The following is a 20,868-nucleotide window of genomic DNA, read 5'->3' as shown; positions in this document are numbered from 1 at the left end:
ATGCATGCAATCTAGGTTAAAAAAGAATATGCCGCTTTACATTTTGATGCTGAATATGTTTATCGCACTGATGGGAATCGGGATTATTATTCCGGTGCTTCCTGAGTATTTAAAGTACTTTGACGTTGGCGGTTCGACCGCCGGTTATTTGGTCGCTACCTTCGGGGTTGCACAGTTTCTGCTGTCTCCGATCGGCGGAAGATGGTCTGACCGTTATGGTCGAAAGATTATGATTGTAGCAGGCTTGATCTTGACAGGAATGTCACATCTCTTCTCAGCACTCACGGAGACGGTATGGCTTCTATATGTAGCACGTATGTTTGGTGGTATCGGTACTGGACTTATGATTCCTTCCATTATGGCGTATGTTGCCGATATTACTACGATGGAGACACGCGCAAAGGGCATGGGTCTTCTGAGCGCAGCGATGAACCTTGGCATCGCGATTGGCCCTGGGATAGGCGGAATGCTTGCTTCCTACGGCATTCGTGCACCATTCTTTGTTGCCTTCGGCCTAGGCATGGTCGGCATGCTCCTCTCTCTGCTTATTCTTCCTGAAACATTGACAGAAGAGAAGAAGAAGGAGATGGGCACCCTCCAAGCGCCAAAGATCTCAATGGCCAAGCAGCTCAGCCAATCGGTCACCGCACCATACTTTGTCATCTTAATTCTAATCTTCATCATGTCCTTTGGACTTATGAACTACGAGACCGTCTTCCCGCTCTTTGCTGCGGATCGCTACGGCTTCACAGCTAAAGAAATCTCCGTATTGATTACTGCTGGAGCTTTGATCGGCGTGTTCACGCAAGCTTGGCTGATTGACCGCCTTGTAGGCCGCTTCGGCGAACAAAAGGTCATTCGCTATACGATGATTGGAGCGGCCTTGTCGATGATTATGCTGCTCTTGTCCGGACAATTCTGGTATGTACTCGCGATGAGCATCTGCTTCTTTACGTTCGTATCCTTAATGCGTCCAGCGATGAATACCTTGCTCTCCAAAATGGCAGGCGCCAATGAGCAAGGCTTCGTAGCAGGTCTTAACAATACCTATAACAGTATCGGAAGCATCTTCGGTCCGATCTTTGCAGGCATACTGTTTGATGTTCATTTGAATCTTCCTTATACCTTTGGAGCCATCGTGCTGATGATTGGAATGTTTATATCCATTGTCTGGGCCAAAAAACAAGCTTCCATACAGCCAGGGACACCTATGAACTAATATAGATATCGATATGAAACGACCAAAAGAACCTTCAGCTCCACCTTAGTGGAAATGAAGGTTCTTTCTTTTATTGCACGGCAGGATCATTCTTCATTATCTGCTGCAGCGCAATCATGAGGAAGGCATGCTTCGGAGCTGGTGAAGCTTCCTTATTCCTTCCGCTGATCAATGGCCTCCTGGTGAATCTGCAGCAGTCTCGCTAGATTCATGCCTTCCAGCGTCTTCAAGTAATTATCCCAATCACGGTCTATATCCGACTCTCCCGTCACAAAGCTCGCTGTCATCTGATCCACGTAATCATTGATCGTTTTCATCAGATCAGACAGCTCTGAAGCCTGCTCCTCCGTGAAGAAGAGCGACGGCAAGAACGTAACATCCTTCGGCTTATACGGCTCGTAATTGTTCTTTGTAGCTTGATACAACAGCACTTCCAGATTCGGCTTGTCGTCGGTGACCGCTTGGCTTAAGCGAAGCTCATTGGAACGGTAAGTTGGGCCTGTTTGCTCCCAGTGGACATTTTGAATCTGACCGTACTCCACCAGCTTCGCCCACTTCGCAGGCTCACCGTTAATGCCGATCTCTCCTTCCTTAGCTTCGCGCCATTCCTGATCAGGTCTTCCGATCGTGGTACGAAGCGAAGTTTCCTCGTCATAGAAGCCATCCGCCCAACGGAATGCCAGCTCTGGATGCTTCGCATTCTTCGTAATGACAACCTTGCCGATTGAGAAGCCGTAAGGGTCATAAGCCGCATACTGCGTCCCGTCAGGTCCCTTCAGCGCTGGAACGGCTGCATAATCCAGCCAGCGTCCGCTTTCGCCGCCAATCTGCGTAAAAACGCCTGTATGTCCGCCGACAGCAGCTCCAAGCACTGGCGTATCCGCTCCTTCGCCAAGTTTCAATAGCTGATCGCTATCCTGTGTAAAGATTTGAGGATCAATGAGACCTTCACTGTACAGCTTGCGCATATAGAGCAGACCTTCTTTCCAGCCTGGCTGATTATAGGCAACCTGTACTTTTCCATCCTTCGTGTACATATGATTGCGCGACGTACTGAAGACCGGATTGTACGTAAAGGCGTTCATAAGGAACGCATCGATCGAAGAGAGCCATCCGCTGCCTTGAGGCGCTCCTGATAACGGAATCTCATCGGCCTTGCCGTTGCCGTTCGGGTCCTTCTCCTTAAAGGCCTTCAAGACTTGATACAGCTCATCTGTCGTCTTCGGCATCTCAAGACCTAACGCATCCAGCCAGTCCTGGTTGATCCACAGCTTCTGTGCCATCGAGCAGTGATAGCATTCATTAACTTCAGGCAGTGCGTAAATGTTTCCGTCCGGCGCGCTGATGCTGGCTTTAAGATTCTCCCGCTCCTCCAGCACCTTCTTAAAGTTCACGCTGGACTGATCGATATAGTCATTAAGCGGCAGGAACACGCCCTGCTTGCCATAGATCATTTGCTGGGCGGCCGTAACCCCCATGCCCATAATCACATCGGGGTAATCCCCAGAAGCCAACATGAGATTAAGCTTCTCGGAAGCACTTTGCTGGGGAACGATGATCCATTCCACATGCACGTTTGTCTTTTCCTCATACCACTTTGTAAACTCATTCGTTTCAAAGTTCTCTACGAGCGAGTTGGACGGAATCATCACCTTTAAGGTCATCTTCTCCTTAACTAATGGAAAGGTTCCCTTCTCTGACAATTCTAATGGTTCCGACGACGTCGATCCTGCTCCCTCCTTCCCACTAGATCCGCCGGAGCAAGCCGAGACCACCAGCATGATTGCAATCAACATCATGAGCAGCGCACGCGAAAAGCGAACTTGACCCTTCATTTCTGAATTCCCCCTTATTGAATGCATAGTCATCATCGTCTTAACAGCTCATCCTTTGATGGAGCCGATCATAATTCCCTTCACGAAAAACTTCTGCACAAACGGATATACAGCCAACAGCGGTACGGAAGAAATGACAATCAACGAATATTTGAGCAGCTCTCTTAAGCCTTGCCGTGCCGCAGCTGTACTGACATCGCCAAGCGTCTCCTGTGATACCTGATTCTGAATGAGAATGTCTCGAAGGACCAACTGCAGTGGAAAGAGCTGTTCGCTTTTTAGAAAAATAAGAGCGTTAAAATACTGATTCCACTGATCTACGCCGTAGAACAAGGTCATAACCGCGATAATTGGTCCTGATAAAGGAAGAACAATTCGAATTAAATACGTAAAGTCGGTGCAGCCATCGATCTGAGCGGATTCCAGCAGCTCATCTGGAATACTTGTGCGGAAATAGGTCACCATGATCATCACATTCCATACGGAAAGAGCAGATGGAATGACCATGGCCCACAACGTATCGAGCATGCCGAGACTTCTGACCAGCAGATACATCGGAATCAATCCGCCATTGAACATCATCGTGAACACGAACAGCAGCGTAAAGCTTTTGCGTCCCTTGAAGTCTTTACGCGACAGCGGATACGCCGCAAGGATCGTAATGATGAGACTGATCGCGGTGCCGAGCAGCGTGTAGATAATGGTGTTCATGAAGCTGGTCCAGATTAGCCGATGACGGAACACCGCCGCATACCCGTCCAACGATAGATCGACAGGCCACAGCCATACCTTGCCGCCGATCACTGCTGCTGGCGAACTGAATGAAGCGCTTACAACATAAATTAAAGGATATAGAACGGTAATAAGGAATAAGCCAAGTATCAGCAAATTGATCATCTCAAACACACGATCGCTGGTGGAAGACAACTTGTCCATGCTTCCCCTCCTCTTCTCGATTGGTTGCTTCTTGCCAGTCTGCCTCTGTGCTTACCATAAGCTTTCTTGTCCTACTTTGCTTGCCGTGCGATTGACGGTCCACAGCAGGAAAAGAGAGATGACAGACTTGAACAATCCGATAGCCGTCGCATAAGAGAAGTTCATCGCTTGAGACAACAAGCCGATCTTGTACACATACGTGTCAATCACTTCTGAAGTTGATAAATTAAGCGGGTTCTGCATGAGGTAAATTTTCTCGAAGCCTGTGTCCAGCAGCTGACCGGTGTTTAGAATTAACAGAATCGTCGCGATCGGCAGCACGGCCGGAAGATCGATATGCAGGATTCGCTTCATTCTTCCTGCTCCATCGATAACGGCCGCTTCATGCAGGGAAGGGTCGACCGTCGATAAAGCCGCGATATAGATAATGCAAGAAAAGCCAACATGCTGCCAGATGCCAGACCATACATAGATGGAGGTGAAATAGCGCTGCTCTCCCATAAAATGAATTGGATCGATCCCAAACAGCCCGACCAATTGATTAATCATGCCTGCTCGTGGATCCATGAATTGCAGCAGCAAGCCTACGATGACAACGGTTGATATAAAGTGCGGGGCGTAGCTGACCATTTGCACCGTATTTTTAAACCATCGCTGGCGAACGGCATTCAGGCTTAATGCAAGCAAAAGAGGCAGCGGCGTACTGACAACTAAGGAATACACACTAATAATCAGCGTGTTGTTCATAATGGTCCAGAAATCATGGAAGTTAAAGAAACGAATAAAATGCTTTAGTCCTACCCAGTCGCTGCCCCACATGCCTTTTACGACGGAATAGTCCTTGAATGCGATTTGCGCTCCCACCATCGGTCCATATTTGAACAGCAATATATAGGCAAGGGGAAGCGCAAAAATGAGGTACAGTCTCCATGAACGCTTCATATAGCTCATCCTCGTCACCTCCTGTCCGTTTCGGATATGCTTCATAGCATAGGCCAGCGCCCAGTTGGCGACAAGAATCCATTCTTTAGGAGTATGCCGTGCTTTAGAATAGGCATTATTCTTTTTTTAAGCCGTTATTCCATTTTCGATAATCCGATGCGCTCATCCCGTGTACACGCTTGAAGGCACGGCTAAAGGAATTCAAGGAATTGTAGCCTACCCGCTCCGCGATTGCAGTTAGAGGAAGATCCTGCTCCATAAGCGACTTGGCTTCCGTCAATCGCATCTGCTCGATGTAGTCTGAGAAATTCACTCCTTGCTGTTCCTTGAAAAAAGCGGAGACGTAAGCCTCTGATACCTGCAAATGATCTGCAACCGCCACTAGCGATAAGGCGGGGTCGCCAATATGCTCATCGATGTAAGCTTTCATCTGCTGGAGCAGCACATCATTGCGGCTTCTTTTCCGTTCATGAATGCTCTTGCTCAAGTGAACAGCTTCCGCTTCAATCATACGGAACAATGACGTTGGGGATTCGGTCTGCTTCATCAGCCGCTTTTGTATCTGATGCGGATCAGCGAGCAGCGGAATGTCCAAGGATATGCCCTGCTTCATCACCGTCGCATACAGATCTGCAAGCAGCCAGCGCTTCATCGAGCTGGTTATGGCTCCATCTGCCCCATTCTCCTTCCAAATCTCGTTGACGAGCTTCTCAGCTTCACAAGAGTTGCCGCCGCGGATTGCATGAATAAGCTGCTGCTCTGTTGTATCACGATAAATATACAATCCATGCTGATCCTGCTCTTCATAGGTCCACCATGTATAAATAGAAGCACGGCCAATCGTGCGGCTTGCCTCGTGATCCACCCCGTCCATAAGCTGCTTGGCTTCCAGATAGGAGCGGGAGACCGCAAGCCGATTGGATACAATGCTTCCTACACTGCATATGACGTAGATCGGATAGGATTTGAGCCTGTAATCCAATTGAATAAGGAGTTCATCGATGGTCATGGCAAATCGCTCTTTCTCGGGATAGCTTCGCTCATCCCCATAGAATATGACAGCCAGCTGATCCTGCTCGATGTCCACCAGATCGAAGGCGAGCGGTGATGCCTTATAGATCTCATCTCGCACCACGAATCGCTTAAGCTCCATCTCCTCCAGAATGGAGGCGCTCCATTCCTCGCCGTGCCAACCTAAATGCAGCAAGCTGACAGCATAGAGATGTGCGTTCCGCTCCAAGCCAACATGGCCTAGCGAAGCCTCAAGCTGCTGTTCATGAAGATAACCGCCTCTAAGCCATTTGCCGAATAAGGCGATCCTGGCATATTCCTGCCGCTCAAGCAGCTTTTGATGAAGTGTTGCAGTCGTATCGACGAGATCGGTATAAGCCTCTCTAAGCGTGCTGAAGATATCGCTGGGTTTGCTTTTCTTTCCGCCTCGTCGATTCGAATCCAGCGGAATGACATGATCGTACAAGCTCTGGATCGGGCGGCTGTTTCTCCTTGACAGCCATAGAGCCAATGCGATAATGACAACCGCAAGCACGCCAGCCAGCGTAAACGTTGTCCGCTTGATCGCTAGCACGCTCTTTAGAACCTCACTTGTGGGCTGAGCCGTAATAAAGGTCCATTTCGTCTTCGGAGATACGTGCTGCGTAATGAGAACCTCCTTGCCATTAACCGTCATCAAGGACGATTCATGGGCTGCTGGCAGTTCAAGATGATGAGGAGCCTCCTCTCCCTCTTTTCCGAAAAAGGCCATCGGCTGCCCTTCCTGATCCACAATTTGGATCCACCCATCCTTCAAGACCGGAAGGAGCTTCTTCACCTCCTCATTCGGTATCAAACCGACGACGACTCCTTGGTAGTAGCCAGGATAACCAAGTGAGCGAACATAGGTGATCATTGGTTCCATCGAATCCCGATAGGTTACATTCATACTCGCCATATAACGCTGGGAGCGGTAGCGGTCAAGCATCCGGCTTCTCCAGTCCGATAGGCTCCAGCCGTTCACCTGATACCGATCGCCATAGAACTCCTTAAGCTTCTGCACTCGATGAGGGGTGATAGCCAAATCACTATTTTTGAACACAACAAAGTAGTCCTTTAGAAATTGGTTGCTTGGCGCATAATCCTTTAAAGCCATACGAGTAGACATCACCTTCAGGACGTTATGGCCGTCAAAGGGATTTCGAACGACCTGGAAGGCTTTAATCTTCGGATGTTCCGCCATCTGTTCGGCGATGAGCTCCACCTCGGACAAGCGAACATCAAGCAGTTCTTGAGCCTGCTGAATGGCTTTGGCGTTGCGCTCCAGAACAACACGTTCGAACGCGGAGAGCGTAGCATGGTAGGCAATCCAGCCCGCAATCAAGGTTAAGCCGAGAAAGAGCAAATAAGGAAACAAAAACCTCATCCACAATCGGCGATAATGCGGGTTAGCCCACAGCGACTCCAAATGACGGCTAATGTAAACGCTTCCAAAAATAGTCGGCTGCTTCATGATTTTCCCCCTTTTATGCATGATGATCGACTTTCCTATGGGACTGATTTCTTCTTTTTCGCTATTCCCCCTCCTCTTCCCTTCAAGGCGAAAAAGTTCATAGCCCATTCATAGGATCATTTCATTCCATCATACCGAAAACTGTACATCCTCAATACAGTAAAAAGCCCCTCCTATCGCCTGATGCTGAGCCATAGACAGGAGGCTCTATCAGCAATAAGAGAGGCTTTTAGCTTATACAAGGAAGCCATACGGCTTGATATAAGTGCTTACTTCTATAACAGCAGTAAAATAATCGATGAGAGGCACAAGCAGGTACTTATCAGATATAGAACCATTACAGTCTGGCGCTGGTTCAAACCAGCACGGAGCAGTCGGTAATGGGCTTGGCTCGCATCGGCAATATAGATCGGCTTATGATCCATGAAACGTCTGATCACTACATAGATGTTGTCAAAGATCGGCACGCCTAAGGCCAAAATCGGAATAAACAAGGACAATACCGTCGCCTGCTTAAAGGCTCCATCCAAGGCGATGACGGCAAGAATGAACCCGATGAAGGTCGCTCCCGCATCTCCCATGAACACTTGGGCAGGCGCTCTGTTAAAGCGAAGATAAGCGAGCGTTGCGCCAACAAGCACGATGGCAAGCATCGCGGAGTTGGTCTGACCCATCGAGATTGCAACGATGAACAAGGTAATTCCTGAAATGGCAGACAATCCACCAGCCAGCCCGTCCATGCCATCTGTAAAGTTGATGACAGTCGTTACTCCAAATATCCAACAGATCGTTAGGATAAATTGAAGCCACCCTGGAAGCAGCACATATTCATGCGTAAAGGGATTCACAAATCCCGTAAACGCGATGCCGCTAAAGAATACGATGACAGCTGCGGCAACCTGAACGACCAGCTTCGGCAGTGCAGGCAGCTCCTTGCCTTTCGTTTTAAACCAGTCGTCAACCGTTCCTATGATCAGAAGCAGGAATCCCCCGGAGAGAACGCCTACCGTTTCCATGCTGTATTCATTCGTGAAGATCAAATAGGAAACCATGAAGCCAATAAAGATCGCATAACTTGCCGTCAATGGGATCGGCTGTCGATGGATCTTGCGTTCCGCGTCAGGGCGAGGCTTGTCCACAAAATCAATGCGGAACGCCATCTTCCCAAGCGGCGGAATTAATACATACACAATGATGAAAGACAAGATGAAGGCCAGTGCGTAAAATATTGGAATCACCACCATTTAATATCCAGCGTTTTTCATTATTATACATAAGTCGAGAATCCGCTGTCGAGTAAACAAATTTTAAGGATTCATGTCGACAAGCTCGCGAGAAGCTTGATATCGATACAGCCAATCGGTAAGTTCGCAGGCCGGAAGCGGCTTGCTGAACAGATAGCCCTGCATCATGACGCAATCTCTTGCCCTAAGATATTCCATCTGTGCATGCGTCTCCACGCCCTCAGCGATCACCTCAACGCCTAACTGATGGGCCATGGAGATAATAATATCAACAAGCTTGATCTGATCAGATGCCGTGATTGCGTCTATGAAGGAGCGATCGATCTTTAACGTATTCAGCGGATAGAGTGTAATATACGATAAGGAGGCATATCCCGTCCCGAAGTCATCCATGGACAGCAGCAAGCCGTGCTTATGAAGCTCATTTAACGTTTGCAATATATGATCCTGGTCGCACATCGCGATGCTCTCTGTAATCTCAAGCTCGATTCGAGAAGGGTGAATGCCGTATTTTTGAAGCGTCATTAGAAGCCTCTCCATATATTCCATATGCTCAAGCTGCTTAAGGGACACATTCATGCTGGCGGTAGGAATCTCAATCCCTTCCTCGTCCCACCTTTTCAGCTGCTGACAGATGCTTTCAAGCACCCAGTCGCCGAGGGCATGGATCATTCCCGACTCTTCCGCTATCGGAATGAACTCAGCCGGCGATACAAATCCAAGTGTCGGATGCTTCCAGCGAAGTAGCCCCTCTACACCGATAAGCTCATCATTCTTCACATTAACCTTCGGCTGATAATAAACGAACAGCTCCATATTATCAATACACAGCCTGAGGCCCTGTTCAATCATCAGGTCCCGCTCCACGAGGCTGCGAAGCTCAGGGTTAAAGAATTTGTAGCAGGTCAGCCCCTCCTGCTTAGCCGCATACATCGCCTTGTCTGCATTGCTGATAAGCTCTGTTAAAGTTGCTCCCTCTTCCGGATACATGCAGATGCCAATGCTTACACCCGTGCGAATGCGATAAGACAAGTATTCCATCGGAATCTTGATTTCCTCCGCAATCTCCATTGCTAGAGTCTCAGCAGCTTTATACTCCGTGCTAGGGAGAAAGATAATGAATTCATCCCCGCTTTGCCTGCATACCATCCCATTGTTGCCAAGAACACCTCGCACACGCCTAGCAAACTCGCACAGCACATAGTCTCCCACTTCGTGTCCAAAGGTGTCGTTAATGCTTTTAAAACGATTGATATCCAAGAAGAAGACAGCAGCCTGAGGACATACCTCTAGTCGATTCTCCACCTCGTGATAGAACATCACCCGATTCGGCAGATGCGTAAGCTGGTCATAGTAGGCAAGATCATGTATACGCTCTTGGTTCAGGACAAAGGCTGTCTGGTCTTGGATGATAATGTATACTCCCAGCACCTCATTGCGCAAGAGGTATGGGACGATCTTCATGTCCAAATGAAGCGTGCATCCATCCCGGTCCGTCGTTTCAATTTTAAATTCCTGCTTCTCCTTCTCAAGCGCTCGCATAAATCGCTCTACCCAGAAGTCCTGGTCCTCTTCTCGGATAAAAGGAAGATCCGGATCATCCTCATGATAGTATTGGGACAAGAACTGCGTATAGGCTGGATTGCACGATAGGATGTGACCGTGACTGTCTAATATGATCAACGGTTCATCCAACTGTACAAAGAGCGATTGATATCGCTGCTCGTTGATGAGCAGTTCCTCTGCCCGTTCCTCCAAAAGCCCATCAAAGTCGTTGTTCAAATGAAAGAATCGGACAAGATACTGGTTATCCTGAATCGATACTAAGATCTGTCTAACGAAGACCAAAAAGCAGCTTACAAAGAGAGACCAGCCAGTCAATGGATCAAATTGAAGCTGCCATCCATAATAAATGGATGCAAACAGCCAGAACAGTGGAAAGATCTGCTTTATGGTTGTTGCCAGCAGGTACGGCTCTTCATATTCCTTTTCCTGTATGTCAGTAGATGGAGCGAGCGGCTGCTGCGGCTTAAGTATCATAAACAATACCGCGATGAGGACAATATTAGAAGATTCGTAATAGACGTACAGTATGTAATGGACTGACCAGTTTATAAAGGCTACAGGAAGCTTGAACTCCACCACATTCAAGATTAAGCAGACTATCAAGCTAGTCGTGAGCAATATTTTCACAGGTTTTGTGAGCCTGGATCGGAAGCGCAGCACAAGCTGAAAGGCAATATAGATGGCATACAGGTCAATCAAAATGTACAAGGTTGAGAACAAGGAATAGTATTGATACTTTAGCAACAGCATCACCGTTATCGAAGAGAAGGCCGCGATTACCGCAATCTCAGACCAAAGCACGGCATTGTCCATTTTGCTGCTAATTTTTTTCGTAAGAATTAATAAGAAGATAACCTTAAGGGCTTTCGTTACCGAGTAGAACTTATGTGGATTCTCAATATGATAGCCAAACAGTCCGTGTTCGAGCACCGCTAATTCTACAACGAATATGATCAAGCTCCAGATAAGAGCTAGAAAGATAACAGAAGTCGCTTGTTTTTTTGTAACGAAGTCTCTCTCTCCGGTACCTCCATGCGTGAACAGAAGCACGGTCAGCAAGCCGATAGACAGCACAGGGGCTATGATGAGGTCTAAGCCGATCGTAATCATCGGCAGTTGAAACAAGTCAGCTGTAAAGGTAATGCAGGAGAACAATAGGATATATAGATATAAATACCAGTTGTAAGATCGCTTTAACATTCATTCAACCTTTCCACAAAGATAACCGTGGCGGCTCTCCGTATATCATGTCTAAGTGTATGTAGCATGCAAGCCGATGACATCTACTTGAAGATCGTACTGAATCCCCCATTTTTCCTCATCTAATATTACAACTAACGTTCGCTTTTTGTTCACTCCAATATATGGACAAGCTGTAAACCGCCTCTATCGAGATCATTCCTTCTTAAAAATTTGCTTAAATTTCATGATTGAAAAAGGGATATGCGACGAGTTTGTAGAATGTTCATCCATCAGTAAAATTACCAATTAGGAGGGAATAATCATCGATACCAAAGATCTGTCTCAACTGATAGGCTTTACCATGTCAAAAGATATGCCTGTATTGGATGATGAGTTAATGCCCTACCTGCATCGCATTCAAGAGGATTGTGCTGCTTCGTTCCCAATAGAGCCTGTACGATATTTTTTACAAGAGCTATCTGATAAGAAGAAACGCACCTTGATTCATCAGCTCAAACTGCCGATTCGCATTTATTCGAAAAAGCCCTTCCCCCAAGCTGTGCTTCATAAGCATATCTTATCCATGTACAACCATAAGGAGGGCAGGCCAAAGCTCTTAGCTGGCATTCTATATGCAATCGCAGACATGTATGAGCTGGAGGAGGCGAACAACGCTGCCTCTTTGCTTGAGCAGCAGGAAGCTATGATTAACCGATATGGCATCTGGCACTATTACTGGGCGCTGCGACTATTGCCAGAGAGAGACGAGGAGTTGGATACTCGCATGGAAGTTGTTTATCGTAAAGCGCTTGAGCATGATGCAGTGCCGCAAGATGAGTCCCAGGAAGCAGATTCTCCTAAGATAGACAGCAGTGATGAGGATGAATCCAAAGAACCTGCTCATCTGTCGAAGGCTACTGCCCTCTTAAAGCGCAAGCTTGAACGTGAAATGGTGCAGCGTCAGAAATTCGAGCAGGAGATTGCTCAGCTGCATAAGCAGCTTCGCCACCAAGACAAAGTAAATGAACAACTTCATTCGATTAAAGGAAAAATGGAAAGAGACCTTCAGGAGGCTCTTGAACGGGAATCGACCTTGCGCGAGGAGCTTCATCATCAACGCCTGCGGGCAGGAGAAGTGGAGAGTGAGAACAAGCGATTACGACACCAAAAACGAATGATAGAAGGTGAATATAAGGCACTTCAATCCACAATATCCCAAATGGAGCAAGAGATGAGCGAGCATAAAGGCTTAATCGCTTCCTTAGAGCACGAGCACCGAAGGCTTAAGCAGTTGCAAGCTGAGGAGCGATCCAAGCTTGAGCAGCCTATCAACCTTGCTCATCTCCTCTTGAATGGGCTCCTGGAAGAGTCAGAGAAGCTGTGCAGCAAATTTTCCAAGGATCATGACCATCGAGCTGAGCTTCGACATTCCATTCGCACTCGATTCGATCTTATTGACCAGTTGGAACGCTATCAGGAGCTCGCTCACGACCCACTGGAGCAGATGCAAGATGCAACAGAGCATGAATTCTTTCCAACGATTCCGCTGGAAGCCCCTTCTGAGCAGGCTCAGCCGATTCAAAGTGAAGAAGAGCTTGAGGAACACACGGTTTCCATAGATTTGAAAGCGGAGCAGCAAGCCCTAAACGGTACATTCTATCGCCGAGATCATGGTGGATTCATTGAGCTCGAGGATGGTAAGGTATTTAACATCACCGAATCGATGGTGTATCAGCATCAACTCCAGCACGAAGCAGAGGTACTGTGTACCCCTTATAAAAAAAGCGGAGGATCTCTCCTATATGAGATTGAGCTGCTTCTTCAAGGGGACGACGATCATTCCCCCATTACGCAGTTTGATGGTTATATTCAAGCAGGCGAGCATCAGACGTGGTATTGTGTCAATTTGAATGACCCTAGCATTCGCTATCCACTTCATTACAAAGATGTGCAGATCCAGCGTCCACAAGACGGGGATGCCTGTTTGTTTAACGTTGCCGATGGGAAGCATATTGCGCGAATTTCCCGAATCTATCGAGAAATGCTCCCTGATCCTCTAACGAAGAACAAGCTGCCGGCGGCTAAATCCTCTACTACCGCCCTTCCTCGTTCCAAGCCACAGAGCGATCCCTTTCTTGAAGGATGCCGTATAGTTATTATCGGCGGACAACAGAAATGGTTTGAGCCCGTTGTCAAAGATACTGGAGCAGAGCTCATTCACGAGAACGGCGAGAATCCCGGACGCATCCTGTCCACCCTTCGTCGTTCCAATGCCCTGTTCATGCTATTGACGGCAACGTCTCATCGTGCGACGTGGAGTTGTGTCGAGATTGCCAAGCAGCATCATATCCCTCATTTTGTTATACAAGGCTCCAAATCCAATCTGCGCGCACTGTTATGGGAGAACCGACATCTCATTCAGGGCTGCCATGAAGAGGATCGAAGAGCGATCGAAGCTTAGCTCATGATGCAATATGCGATAATGCGAGACCGAAGAAACAGATATGTCAAAGGCGATGATACGGTGGAAGCATCAATCATACATGCTTGAATAGGGATTGCATTCGATTCTCGTATATGACCTACTAGTATGATTAGTCATTGTATTCGTTTCAATTTTAATAAACAGAAGGGTAATAATAATACATCGTGTCAAAAAGGGATAAGCATCACATGAGGTCTTTTGATAATAGGAAAAGGAAGCTATAGATAAGCTTGATGGATTGGCCATCACCATAGGGCTTATGGTGGCTTTCAGTACAAAGTCCTCTTATCTGGCAATAAAAGAGCCATCCAAGCTCTTCTCACGATCCTATATGCAGGACGAGAAGAGCTAGGATGGCTCTTTGGCGTTGTATGGATGCTACTCCTCTTCGATAAGCAAGGCATGCACGATTCCAGGGCCATGGACGCCGATTGTTAGATCGTTCTCAATATCCGCTGATCGACTGGGTCCAGACACAAAATGTATGCCTGCCGGACGTTCGGCTCTCGACCATGCATCCATAGGCCGAAGCACTTCTCCAAGCCTTGTCTTGAGCTTCGAGACCGGTATGATGGCGATCAGCATGGTCGGAAGAAGACTGACGGTACGCCCCGTCGTTGCCGACGATGTAAGGACAATCGAGCCTGTATACGAGACGGCTGCATGCACAGCTGTTATGCCAATGTCCGCTTGAGCGGCTTGTGCCACAAGTTCTGCCTTCCCCTCCCGATCAAGATGCTCGGTATTCCATACCGTAACTTGAAGCTCATTAACCGATGTCCCGCCTGATTGATGCGCTTCAAGTGCCTGCTTGATCGGAAGCAACTCCGCCTGCTCCTGCATAATCAGCCGCTCAGCTTGTGTCTTCTCAGCAAGCTCCAGAATGAATGAAGCCGCCTCGGACATGGAGGTAAACGTATGAGCATGGCCGCCTGCAAGCTGCCAATGCTTAATGAACTGATCCATCCGTTCCTCTTCTGACCGCTCATAGGCCTCCCAATACGTTGGTGCACCTTTAATCACGCGCGGCGGAGGGGTCATCTGCCGAGGTCGCTTAAGGCGGTCAGCTATGTGCCCGAAGAAGGCCTCCTGCTTCTTGCGGGATTCTTCCTCAAGCTTGCTTAGAAATTCATGATGAGACGTCATTCTTCTCCCCTCCTCGCATTTTTGTGTTCTTACCAGCCCCTATAAAGGTATCGTTCGAATCTTGCCGTTTCTCTCTAGATGATCTCCGTGATGCGACGATCTCCTCCATTCGGCGCTTCACCTGATCACTAAGCTCCACTCTTGAGGTATCCAGTTCCTGCTCCAATTGCACCCACTCTTCGCGGAAGGTCTGATCGGGAAGGCTAGGCATATGGCGGTATGTGTTCCAGCCTTTAAGCGGTCCGATCTTTGTCTTGATTCTTCCTTCCCGAACAATTGGCTTCTGCATCCATCTGCCAAGCTTTGCAATCGTCTTCAGACGCTTGGCATCTCCCATCACGAAGCGGAAGCCCTGCATGCCAAGCTTCTCTACCTGATCTCCTTTTCCTGCCTCTACCTTGCGATGTCTGAGGTAGATCAGCATATCATGAAGCGGGATCTTAACCGGACAAGCCTCGTAGCATGCCCCGCATAGGCTCGATGCATTGGCAATGTCGTCCCATTCCGCGATATTCTTGTTCAAAGCCGGCGTCAGCACCGCACCAATAGGACCACTGTAAACGCCTCCATAAGCATGGCCGCCAATATGCCGGTACACAGGACAAGCGTTAAGGCATGCGCCGCAGCGAATACAGTTCAGCAGCTCTTGGAATTGTGGATCCCCAAGCTGTTGAGATCGTCCGTTATCCAAGATAATGATGTGCATCTCTTCCGGACCGTCTCCATCGACCTGACGTCGCGGTCCAGAAAGAATCGACATATATACCGTCAGCCTCTGCCCTGTTGCGGAGCGTGGGAGCAGCGTTGCCATTACCTCCAGATCATTTAGAGTGGGAATAATCCTCTCCATTCCCATGAACGTAATTTGCGTTTTGGGCACGGTGCTTACCATACGGCCGTTGCCTTCATTTTCGAAGAGCACCATGGAGCCTGTCTCTGCAATGGCAAAGTTGCAGCCGGTCATCCCGATATCCGCTTCTAAAAACTTCTCCCGAAGCTTCTTTCTAACAAAGCCCGCCAATACGGCTGTATCTGGAGGCAGATCCTCTCCCGCTTCCTTCGACAGCAGTTCAGCAATCTGGTACCGATTCTTATGAATGGCAGGAATAATAATATGAGACGGCGTCTCTCCAGCCAGTTGAATGATATATTCCCCAAGGTCCGTTTCGATTCCCTCAATCTCTGCTTCTTCGAGTGCATGATTGATATGAAGCTCTTCAGAGACCATCGACTTGGACTTTACGACACTCCTAGCCTGCTTTTCTTTGGCAATCCGCATCGTGAGTTCGACGGCTTCCTTCGCATCGCTTGCAAAATGAACATGTACGCCTTGGGCTCTTGCATTCTCTACGAACTGAGACAGATAATAGTCCAAATGGGCAATCGTATGAAGACGAATTTGTCTGCCGCGTTCTCTCCATTCCTCCCAGTTGCCATGTTCCTCTGCAGCAGCAAGCTTGCCGCTCCTCAGCCGTTCGGTGGTGAACTTGACCGCGCGCCTTAGAAATTCATTATTCAGCGCAAGATCAGCTCTCCCTTTTACTGTATTGGGAATATCGGTTGAAGATAGACTAGTTCTGCTCATGAGCCCGTCTCACCCCTTCCTCCAGAAGCTCCGCTAAGTGCATGACGCGTACCGGCTGGCCTCGATATTCGAGATTCCCTCCAATATTCATTAAGCAGCCCATATCAAGTCCGACAAGCACCTCTGCTTCCGTCGCAAGCACATGATCCGATTTCTCCGTCACCATGGCACCCGATATGTCCGACATCTTCACTGCAAATGTTCCTCCAAAGCCGCAGCAATCCTCTCCATGAGGAAGAGGCACCAGTTCGAGTCCGCGGACATGCCCCATCAGCAGCTTAGGCTCTTCTTTTATACCTAGCAGCCTCGTACCGTGGCAGGAAGGATGATACGTGACCTTATGCGGGAACACGGCTCCAACGTCCTTCACCTGAAGCACATGGACAAGAAACTGGGTGAATTCATAGGTCTTCTCCTTGAGGCGAATGGCTTGATCATGCCGAATCGGGTCGTTCTTGAACAGCTCTTCGTAATAATGGTGAATCATTCCGGTGCAAGACCCTGATGGCGCAACGACAAAATCGCTGTCCTCAAATGCATCGAGCAGCGTCATGGCAGAGGCTCTAGCCTCATCCCAATAGCCGCTGTTAAAGGCTGGCTGACCGCAGCAGGTCTGGGTCTTGGGAACGTCCACTTTTACCCCATAACGGGAAAGCAAGCGCACGATCGCTGTGGCTACACCAGGATAGACCACATCGCTAATGCAGGTAATAAATAAGGAGACTTTCATGATGAGTGTCACTCCTCTCCAATGCATCAATAAGGCGAATACTTGAACCTGCAAATAAAAAGCCATCTACAGCATCGCTCCTGGCTTACTGAAGATGGCTTCGGTCATCTATTCCGGAGTGGGCAGGGACAGAACCTGAACCCCTTGTTCCTGAATGATGCCAAGATCATTCCGATCCGTTACATGATCGGTGATCAATGTGTGTATATCCGTCCAAGCGGCAACCTGCGTCAAGGATTGGACGCCGAACTTGCTGTGGTCCGCAAGCACATACGTCTCATCAGAGATGCTGATCATTTTCCGCTTGATCATGGCCTGCATCTCATTCGATTCACTGATCCCCCGCTGCATATGCACGCCCTTGGAAGACAGAAAGGCTTTGTCGACGTGATACATATCGAGCGAGCGTTCCGCTAATGGCCCCACATAGGACAAGGAGCGCGGAAGCAGGACGCCTCCTGTAGAGATCAATTGAATCTTTTCCTTTTGACTAACCGCCGTTGCCACCTGAATGGAATTCGTAAGCACCGTAAGCGGCGTGTCTGGCAGCAGCTTCGCAATATACCAAGCTGTCGTGCTTGCATCGAGCAGAATGCGGTCATGCTCTTTAATGCGGGAGACCGCCTCTTCTGCCATCAAGCGCTTAAGATCCGCATGCTCGCTTTCACGAACGGAAAAGGGAATCTCTGCTTGGTCATTCTTTACGCTTACCGCACCACCATGACTGCGAAGCAGCTTCCCCTCGCTCTCCAGCCGATCGAGATCACGACGAATCGTCTCCTCTGTTACTCCGCAGTCTACGCTTAGCTCCGATACTCTTACACTGCCTCTTTCATTTACAGCAGCCACAATATATTGCAATCTCTCTGCGATCAGCATGATCTAACCTCTCTTTACCCTTATCTATTTATCTCTGCCGCATATTACCCTTTGGCAGCAACATCCATTATGCTCCATTGTACAATAGAAGGTTTGAGGGAACTAGCCGTGTGTTGATGACAGTTTGACATCAACAAGCACAGCTAGGATCAAGTTGACCACAAGCAGCGAATTCGCTTGGTTAACGAGAATGCCCTAATCGTTTGGATCATCCTTTCGTTAAGCCTATACGGCTACGCCGCCCTTATCTCGTGAATGCCGCAGGCACTCCACCATCTACCGTAATCATGCAGCCTGTCGTCTTCTCCGCCTTCGAGGAAGCAAAGTACGCAATTGCCTCAGCAATATCCGAAGGGAATACGTTCACGAGCAGCGTTGTTCTCTTGCGGTAGTATTCCTCTAATTGGTCTGGCTCGATGCCATAGGCTGCAGCGCGCTCATTGCGCCAGTTCGAGTTCCAGATCGCGGAGCCCTGAAGCACGGCATCCGGCAGCACAGAATTGACGCGAATGCCATATTGGCCGCCTTCTGCTGCAATGCAGCGTGCCAAATGAATCTCAGCCGCTTTTGCTGTGCTGTATGCTGCTGCATTTTTTCCGGCATAAACAGAGTTCTTTGAGCCTACAAATACCATGCTGCCGCCAATGCCTTGTGCCTTCATCTGCTTGAAGGCTTCGCGTGCAACGAGGAAGTAGCCCGTCGCGAGCACATTCATATTCAAGTTCCATTCGGACAAGGAGGTCTCATCGAATGGGCTCGATGTCGCCAAGCCAGCATTGTTCACAATAATATCAACGCCGCCATAATGAAGAGCACTCTGATCGAACGCCGCCTTCACCTCTTCTTCCTTCGTCACGTCCATCTTCACAGCCAGCGCGCGGCCTTCCCCATACTCTCGATTCAGCTCTTCCGCAAGCTTCGTTGCTCCCTCCAGATTCAAGTCAGCAAGCACGACATGAGCGCCTTCCTTAAGAAGCTTGCGAGCCGCTGCGCTGCCGATGCCGCCTGCCCCTCCTGTGATAAAGGCGACCTTGCGGGAGAATTCCGCTTCTGCCGGGGCCAACGTCAGCTTATACAGCTCTAATGGCCAGTACTCGACGTTATAGGATTCATTTTCGCTTAAGGACACGAACTCGCCAAGCGCCGTTGCTCCGCGCATCACGGCAATAGCCCGATGGTACAAGGCGCCGCTGATATTCGCCATCGCATCGCTCTTGCCTGTATTCACCATGCCTAGCCCCGGAATGAGAATGACGCGTGGAGCCGCCTCAAACATCACGTCGCCCTCATGCTTATTCCGTTCAAAGTAAGCCTTATACTCTTCTTTATAAGCAGCAACGCCTAGGCGGAGAGCTTCCTTCAAAGCATCCACATCTTGACCTTCAGGACTCCACTCGACATAGAGCGGCTTCATCTTGGTATGAACGAGATGATCAGGACAAGCGGCTCCTACCTGCGATAATGTTTTCGCATCACGGCTGTTCACGAAAGCAAGCACATCCGCCTCAGCATCAACCTTCACGATCATATGCTTGTTATCGATAACTGCGCCGCGAATGACAGGGAGCACCTCTGCGAGAATACGGTCGCGGTCTTCAGCTGGAATCGACTCATGCTGCTTGCCGCCAAACAGCTTCTCTTCATTCACGCGTGCCTCAATATAGGATTCTGCCTCTTGAATGATGGCAATCGTCTTGTTATAGCACTCCTCCGACGTTTCTCCCCACGTCACAAGTCCGTGCTTCTCCATCAGGACAAGCTCAGCCTTTGGATTGCTGCGAACGCCTTGCGCAATCATTTTAGACAAGGTAAAGCCTGGACGGACATAAGGGACCCATACATATCGGTCGCCATAAATCTCGTCGGCCAGCTCACGGCCGTTGTGAGCACAGCATAAGCTGATTATCGCGTCCGGATGAGTATGATCCACATGCTTAAACGGCAAGAATGCATGAAGCAGCGTCTCAATCGATGCTCTTGGATGCTTGCTGTCGATCATGCAGTGGCCAAGATAGCTGACCATCTCTTCATCCGACATCTCGTCGCGTTCATACAATGGCGCAATGTCGCTTAGGCTTAAGCCTGTAAAATGCTGGCTCTGCATCGTCCCCAGGTCAGAACCGCTCCCTTTCACCCACATCACTTCAATATCACGACCGCGGAAATCCTTCTCCACCGTCTTCATAGACGTGTTGCCTCCACCCCAGTTGCACACCGCTCGATCTGCACCAATACGATTCGAACGATAAACAAGCTCGGATAAACCGCTTTCAAGACTTGCTGCTTTCGACTTCTCCCATAAGTTCGCTACCACGTCGATATCCCCCCATGTATTCGAATGGACTTGGTTTTATTTGGATTATTATTTACGAAATTATGGTAACACAGTTTTGTTTATTTTTGTATATATGTTTTTTTATTTTTAAATAAAGATTTTCAAATTTATTATTATTCATAAACAAAATCTACAGCTTGCTTTCATTCCATTTTCGCTTATAGGTGTTTGACAATAAAAGACAACCACTCCCTTCATGACAATTTCCGCATCACTTTTTTGATACAATTCGTATCGATAATTTCCGCGTTCATCCTATGCTCACCCGAAACAAAGCCTAT

Annotated in this window: 13 protein-coding genes; 2 read left to right on the top strand and 11 right to left on the bottom strand. The window is 48.5% G+C overall.

All coding sequences use genetic code 11. From position 1 onward, the window contains the following. Window positions 1-4: 4 nt before the first annotated feature. The gene (locus I2H74_RS11915; RefSeq protein WP_195574196.1) at window positions 5-1,219 is read left to right on the top strand and encodes an MFS transporter; all 1,215 of its coding nucleotides are present in this window, start codon (window positions 5-7) and stop codon (window positions 1,217-1,219) included. Between the two features lie 152 nt (window positions 1,220-1,371). Here the strand turns inward: I2H74_RS11915 and I2H74_RS11910 are convergent, their stop codons facing one another. The 6 genes from I2H74_RS11910 to I2H74_RS11885 all read right to left on the bottom strand — a co-directional run bounded on the left by I2H74_RS11910 (window position 1,372) and on the right by I2H74_RS11885 (window position 11,445). Further along, the gene (locus I2H74_RS11910; RefSeq protein ID WP_195574195.1) at window positions 1,372-3,054 is read right to left on the bottom strand and encodes an ABC transporter substrate-binding protein; all 1,683 of its coding nucleotides are present in this window, start codon (window positions 3,052-3,054) and stop codon (window positions 1,372-1,374) included. 48 nt (window positions 3,055-3,102) lie between these two features. Continuing rightward, complete coding sequence (locus tag I2H74_RS11905) at window positions 3,103-3,990, bottom strand: carbohydrate ABC transporter permease (protein WP_195574194.1); 888 nt, start codon at window positions 3,988-3,990, stop codon at window positions 3,103-3,105. A gap of 51 nt (window positions 3,991-4,041) precedes the next feature. Beyond that, window positions 4,042-4,941, bottom strand: coding sequence for an ABC transporter permease (locus I2H74_RS11900; protein WP_229106596.1), 900 nt, complete (start codon window positions 4,939-4,941; stop codon window positions 4,042-4,044). A gap of 106 nt (window positions 4,942-5,047) precedes the next feature. Further along, complete coding sequence (locus I2H74_RS11895; RefSeq protein WP_195574192.1) at window positions 5,048-7,435, bottom strand: helix-turn-helix domain-containing protein; 2,388 nt, start codon at window positions 7,433-7,435, stop codon at window positions 5,048-5,050. Window positions 7,436-7,710: 275 nt separating this feature from the next. Beyond that, window positions 7,711-8,679, bottom strand: coding sequence for a glycosyltransferase family 4 protein (locus tag I2H74_RS11890; protein ID WP_195574191.1), 969 nt, complete (start codon window positions 8,677-8,679; stop codon window positions 7,711-7,713). A gap of 63 nt (window positions 8,680-8,742) precedes the next feature. Continuing rightward, complete coding sequence (locus tag I2H74_RS11885) at window positions 8,743-11,445, bottom strand: putative bifunctional diguanylate cyclase/phosphodiesterase (RefSeq protein WP_195574190.1); 2,703 nt, start codon at window positions 11,443-11,445, stop codon at window positions 8,743-8,745. 343 nt (window positions 11,446-11,788) lie between these two features. On the opposite strand from I2H74_RS11885, the gene I2H74_RS11880 reads away from it, so the two are divergent. Continuing rightward, window positions 11,789-13,888: a DUF2325 domain-containing protein gene (locus tag I2H74_RS11880; RefSeq protein WP_195574189.1), complete on the top strand. Its 2,100-nt coding sequence runs from the start codon at window positions 11,789-11,791 to the stop codon at window positions 13,886-13,888. A gap of 402 nt (window positions 13,889-14,290) precedes the next feature. Here I2H74_RS11880 and I2H74_RS11875 read toward each other — a convergent pair whose 3' ends face one another. The 5 genes from I2H74_RS11875 to I2H74_RS11855 all read right to left on the bottom strand — a co-directional run bounded on the left by I2H74_RS11875 (window position 14,291) and on the right by I2H74_RS11855 (window position 20,566). Beyond that, window positions 14,291-15,058: a LutC/YkgG family protein gene (locus tag I2H74_RS11875; RefSeq protein ID WP_195574188.1), complete on the bottom strand. Its 768-nt coding sequence runs from the start codon at window positions 15,056-15,058 to the stop codon at window positions 14,291-14,293. Continuing rightward, window positions 15,042-16,643: a LutB/LldF family L-lactate oxidation iron-sulfur protein gene (locus I2H74_RS11870; protein WP_195574187.1), complete on the bottom strand. Its 1,602-nt coding sequence runs from the start codon at window positions 16,641-16,643 to the stop codon at window positions 15,042-15,044. The genes I2H74_RS11875 and I2H74_RS11870 overlap by 17 nt, the downstream gene beginning before the upstream one ends. Next, a complete protein-coding gene (locus I2H74_RS11865; protein ID WP_195574430.1) occupies window positions 16,630-17,373 on the bottom strand; it encodes a (Fe-S)-binding protein in 744 nt (247 codons plus the stop codon). The genes I2H74_RS11870 and I2H74_RS11865 overlap by 14 nt, the downstream gene beginning before the upstream one ends. A 108-nt stretch (window positions 17,374-17,481) precedes the next feature. Continuing rightward, window positions 17,482-18,252, bottom strand: a complete 771-nt coding sequence (locus I2H74_RS11860; RefSeq protein ID WP_195574186.1) for a DeoR/GlpR family DNA-binding transcription regulator — start codon at window positions 18,250-18,252, stop codon at window positions 17,482-17,484. Between the two features lie 244 nt (window positions 18,253-18,496). Further along, window positions 18,497-20,566, bottom strand: a complete 2,070-nt coding sequence (locus tag I2H74_RS11855) for a bifunctional aldolase/short-chain dehydrogenase (protein ID WP_195574185.1) — start codon at window positions 20,564-20,566, stop codon at window positions 18,497-18,499. Between the last annotated feature and the right edge of the window lie 302 nt (window positions 20,567-20,868).

The sequence above is a fragment of the Paenibacillus sp. 1001270B_150601_E10 genome (assembly GCF_015558675.1).
GTDB lineage: Bacteria > Bacillota > Bacilli > Paenibacillales > Paenibacillaceae > Paenibacillus_B.
The sequence above is the reverse complement of the archived record's forward strand: the minus strand, read 5'-3'. Positions and strand labels throughout refer to the sequence as shown.

What these genes read in the sequence shown, in the direction of transcription:
- I2H74_RS11885 (WP_195574190.1), bottom strand. Translation starts at nt 11,445, where the DNA reads ATGTTAAAGCGATCTTACAACTGGTATTTATATCTATATATCCTATTG.
- I2H74_RS11895 (WP_195574192.1), bottom strand. Translation starts at nt 7,435, where the DNA reads ATGAAGCAGCCGACTATTTTTGGAAGCGTTTACATTAGCCGTCATTTG.
- I2H74_RS11865 (WP_195574430.1), bottom strand. Translation starts at nt 17,373, where the DNA reads ATGAAAGTCTCCTTATTTATTACCTGCATTAGCGATGTGGTCTATCCT.
- I2H74_RS11905 (WP_195574194.1), bottom strand. Translation starts at nt 3,990, where the DNA reads ATGGACAAGTTGTCTTCCACCAGCGATCGTGTGTTTGAGATGATCAAT.
- I2H74_RS11870 (WP_195574187.1), bottom strand. Translation starts at nt 16,643, where the DNA reads ATGAGCAGAACTAGTCTATCTTCAACCGATATTCCCAATACAGTAAAA.
- I2H74_RS11890 (WP_195574191.1), bottom strand. Translation starts at nt 8,679, where the DNA reads ATGGTGGTGATTCCAATATTTTACGCACTGGCCTTCATCTTGTCTTTC.
- I2H74_RS11910 (WP_195574195.1), bottom strand. Translation starts at nt 3,054, where the DNA reads ATGAAGGGTCAAGTTCGCTTTTCGCGTGCGCTGCTCATGATGTTGATT.
- I2H74_RS11915 (WP_195574196.1), top strand. Translation starts at nt 5, where the DNA reads ATGCAATCTAGGTTAAAAAAGAATATGCCGCTTTACATTTTGATGCTG.
- I2H74_RS11860 (WP_195574186.1), bottom strand. Translation starts at nt 18,252, where the DNA reads ATGCTGATCGCAGAGAGATTGCAATATATTGTGGCTGCTGTAAATGAA.
- I2H74_RS11875 (WP_195574188.1), bottom strand. Translation starts at nt 15,058, where the DNA reads ATGACGTCTCATCATGAATTTCTAAGCAAGCTTGAGGAAGAATCCCGC.
- I2H74_RS11900 (WP_229106596.1), bottom strand. Translation starts at nt 4,941, where the DNA reads ATGAGCTATATGAAGCGTTCATGGAGACTGTACCTCATTTTTGCGCTT.
- I2H74_RS11880 (WP_195574189.1), top strand. Translation starts at nt 11,789, where the DNA reads ATGTCAAAAGATATGCCTGTATTGGATGATGAGTTAATGCCCTACCTG.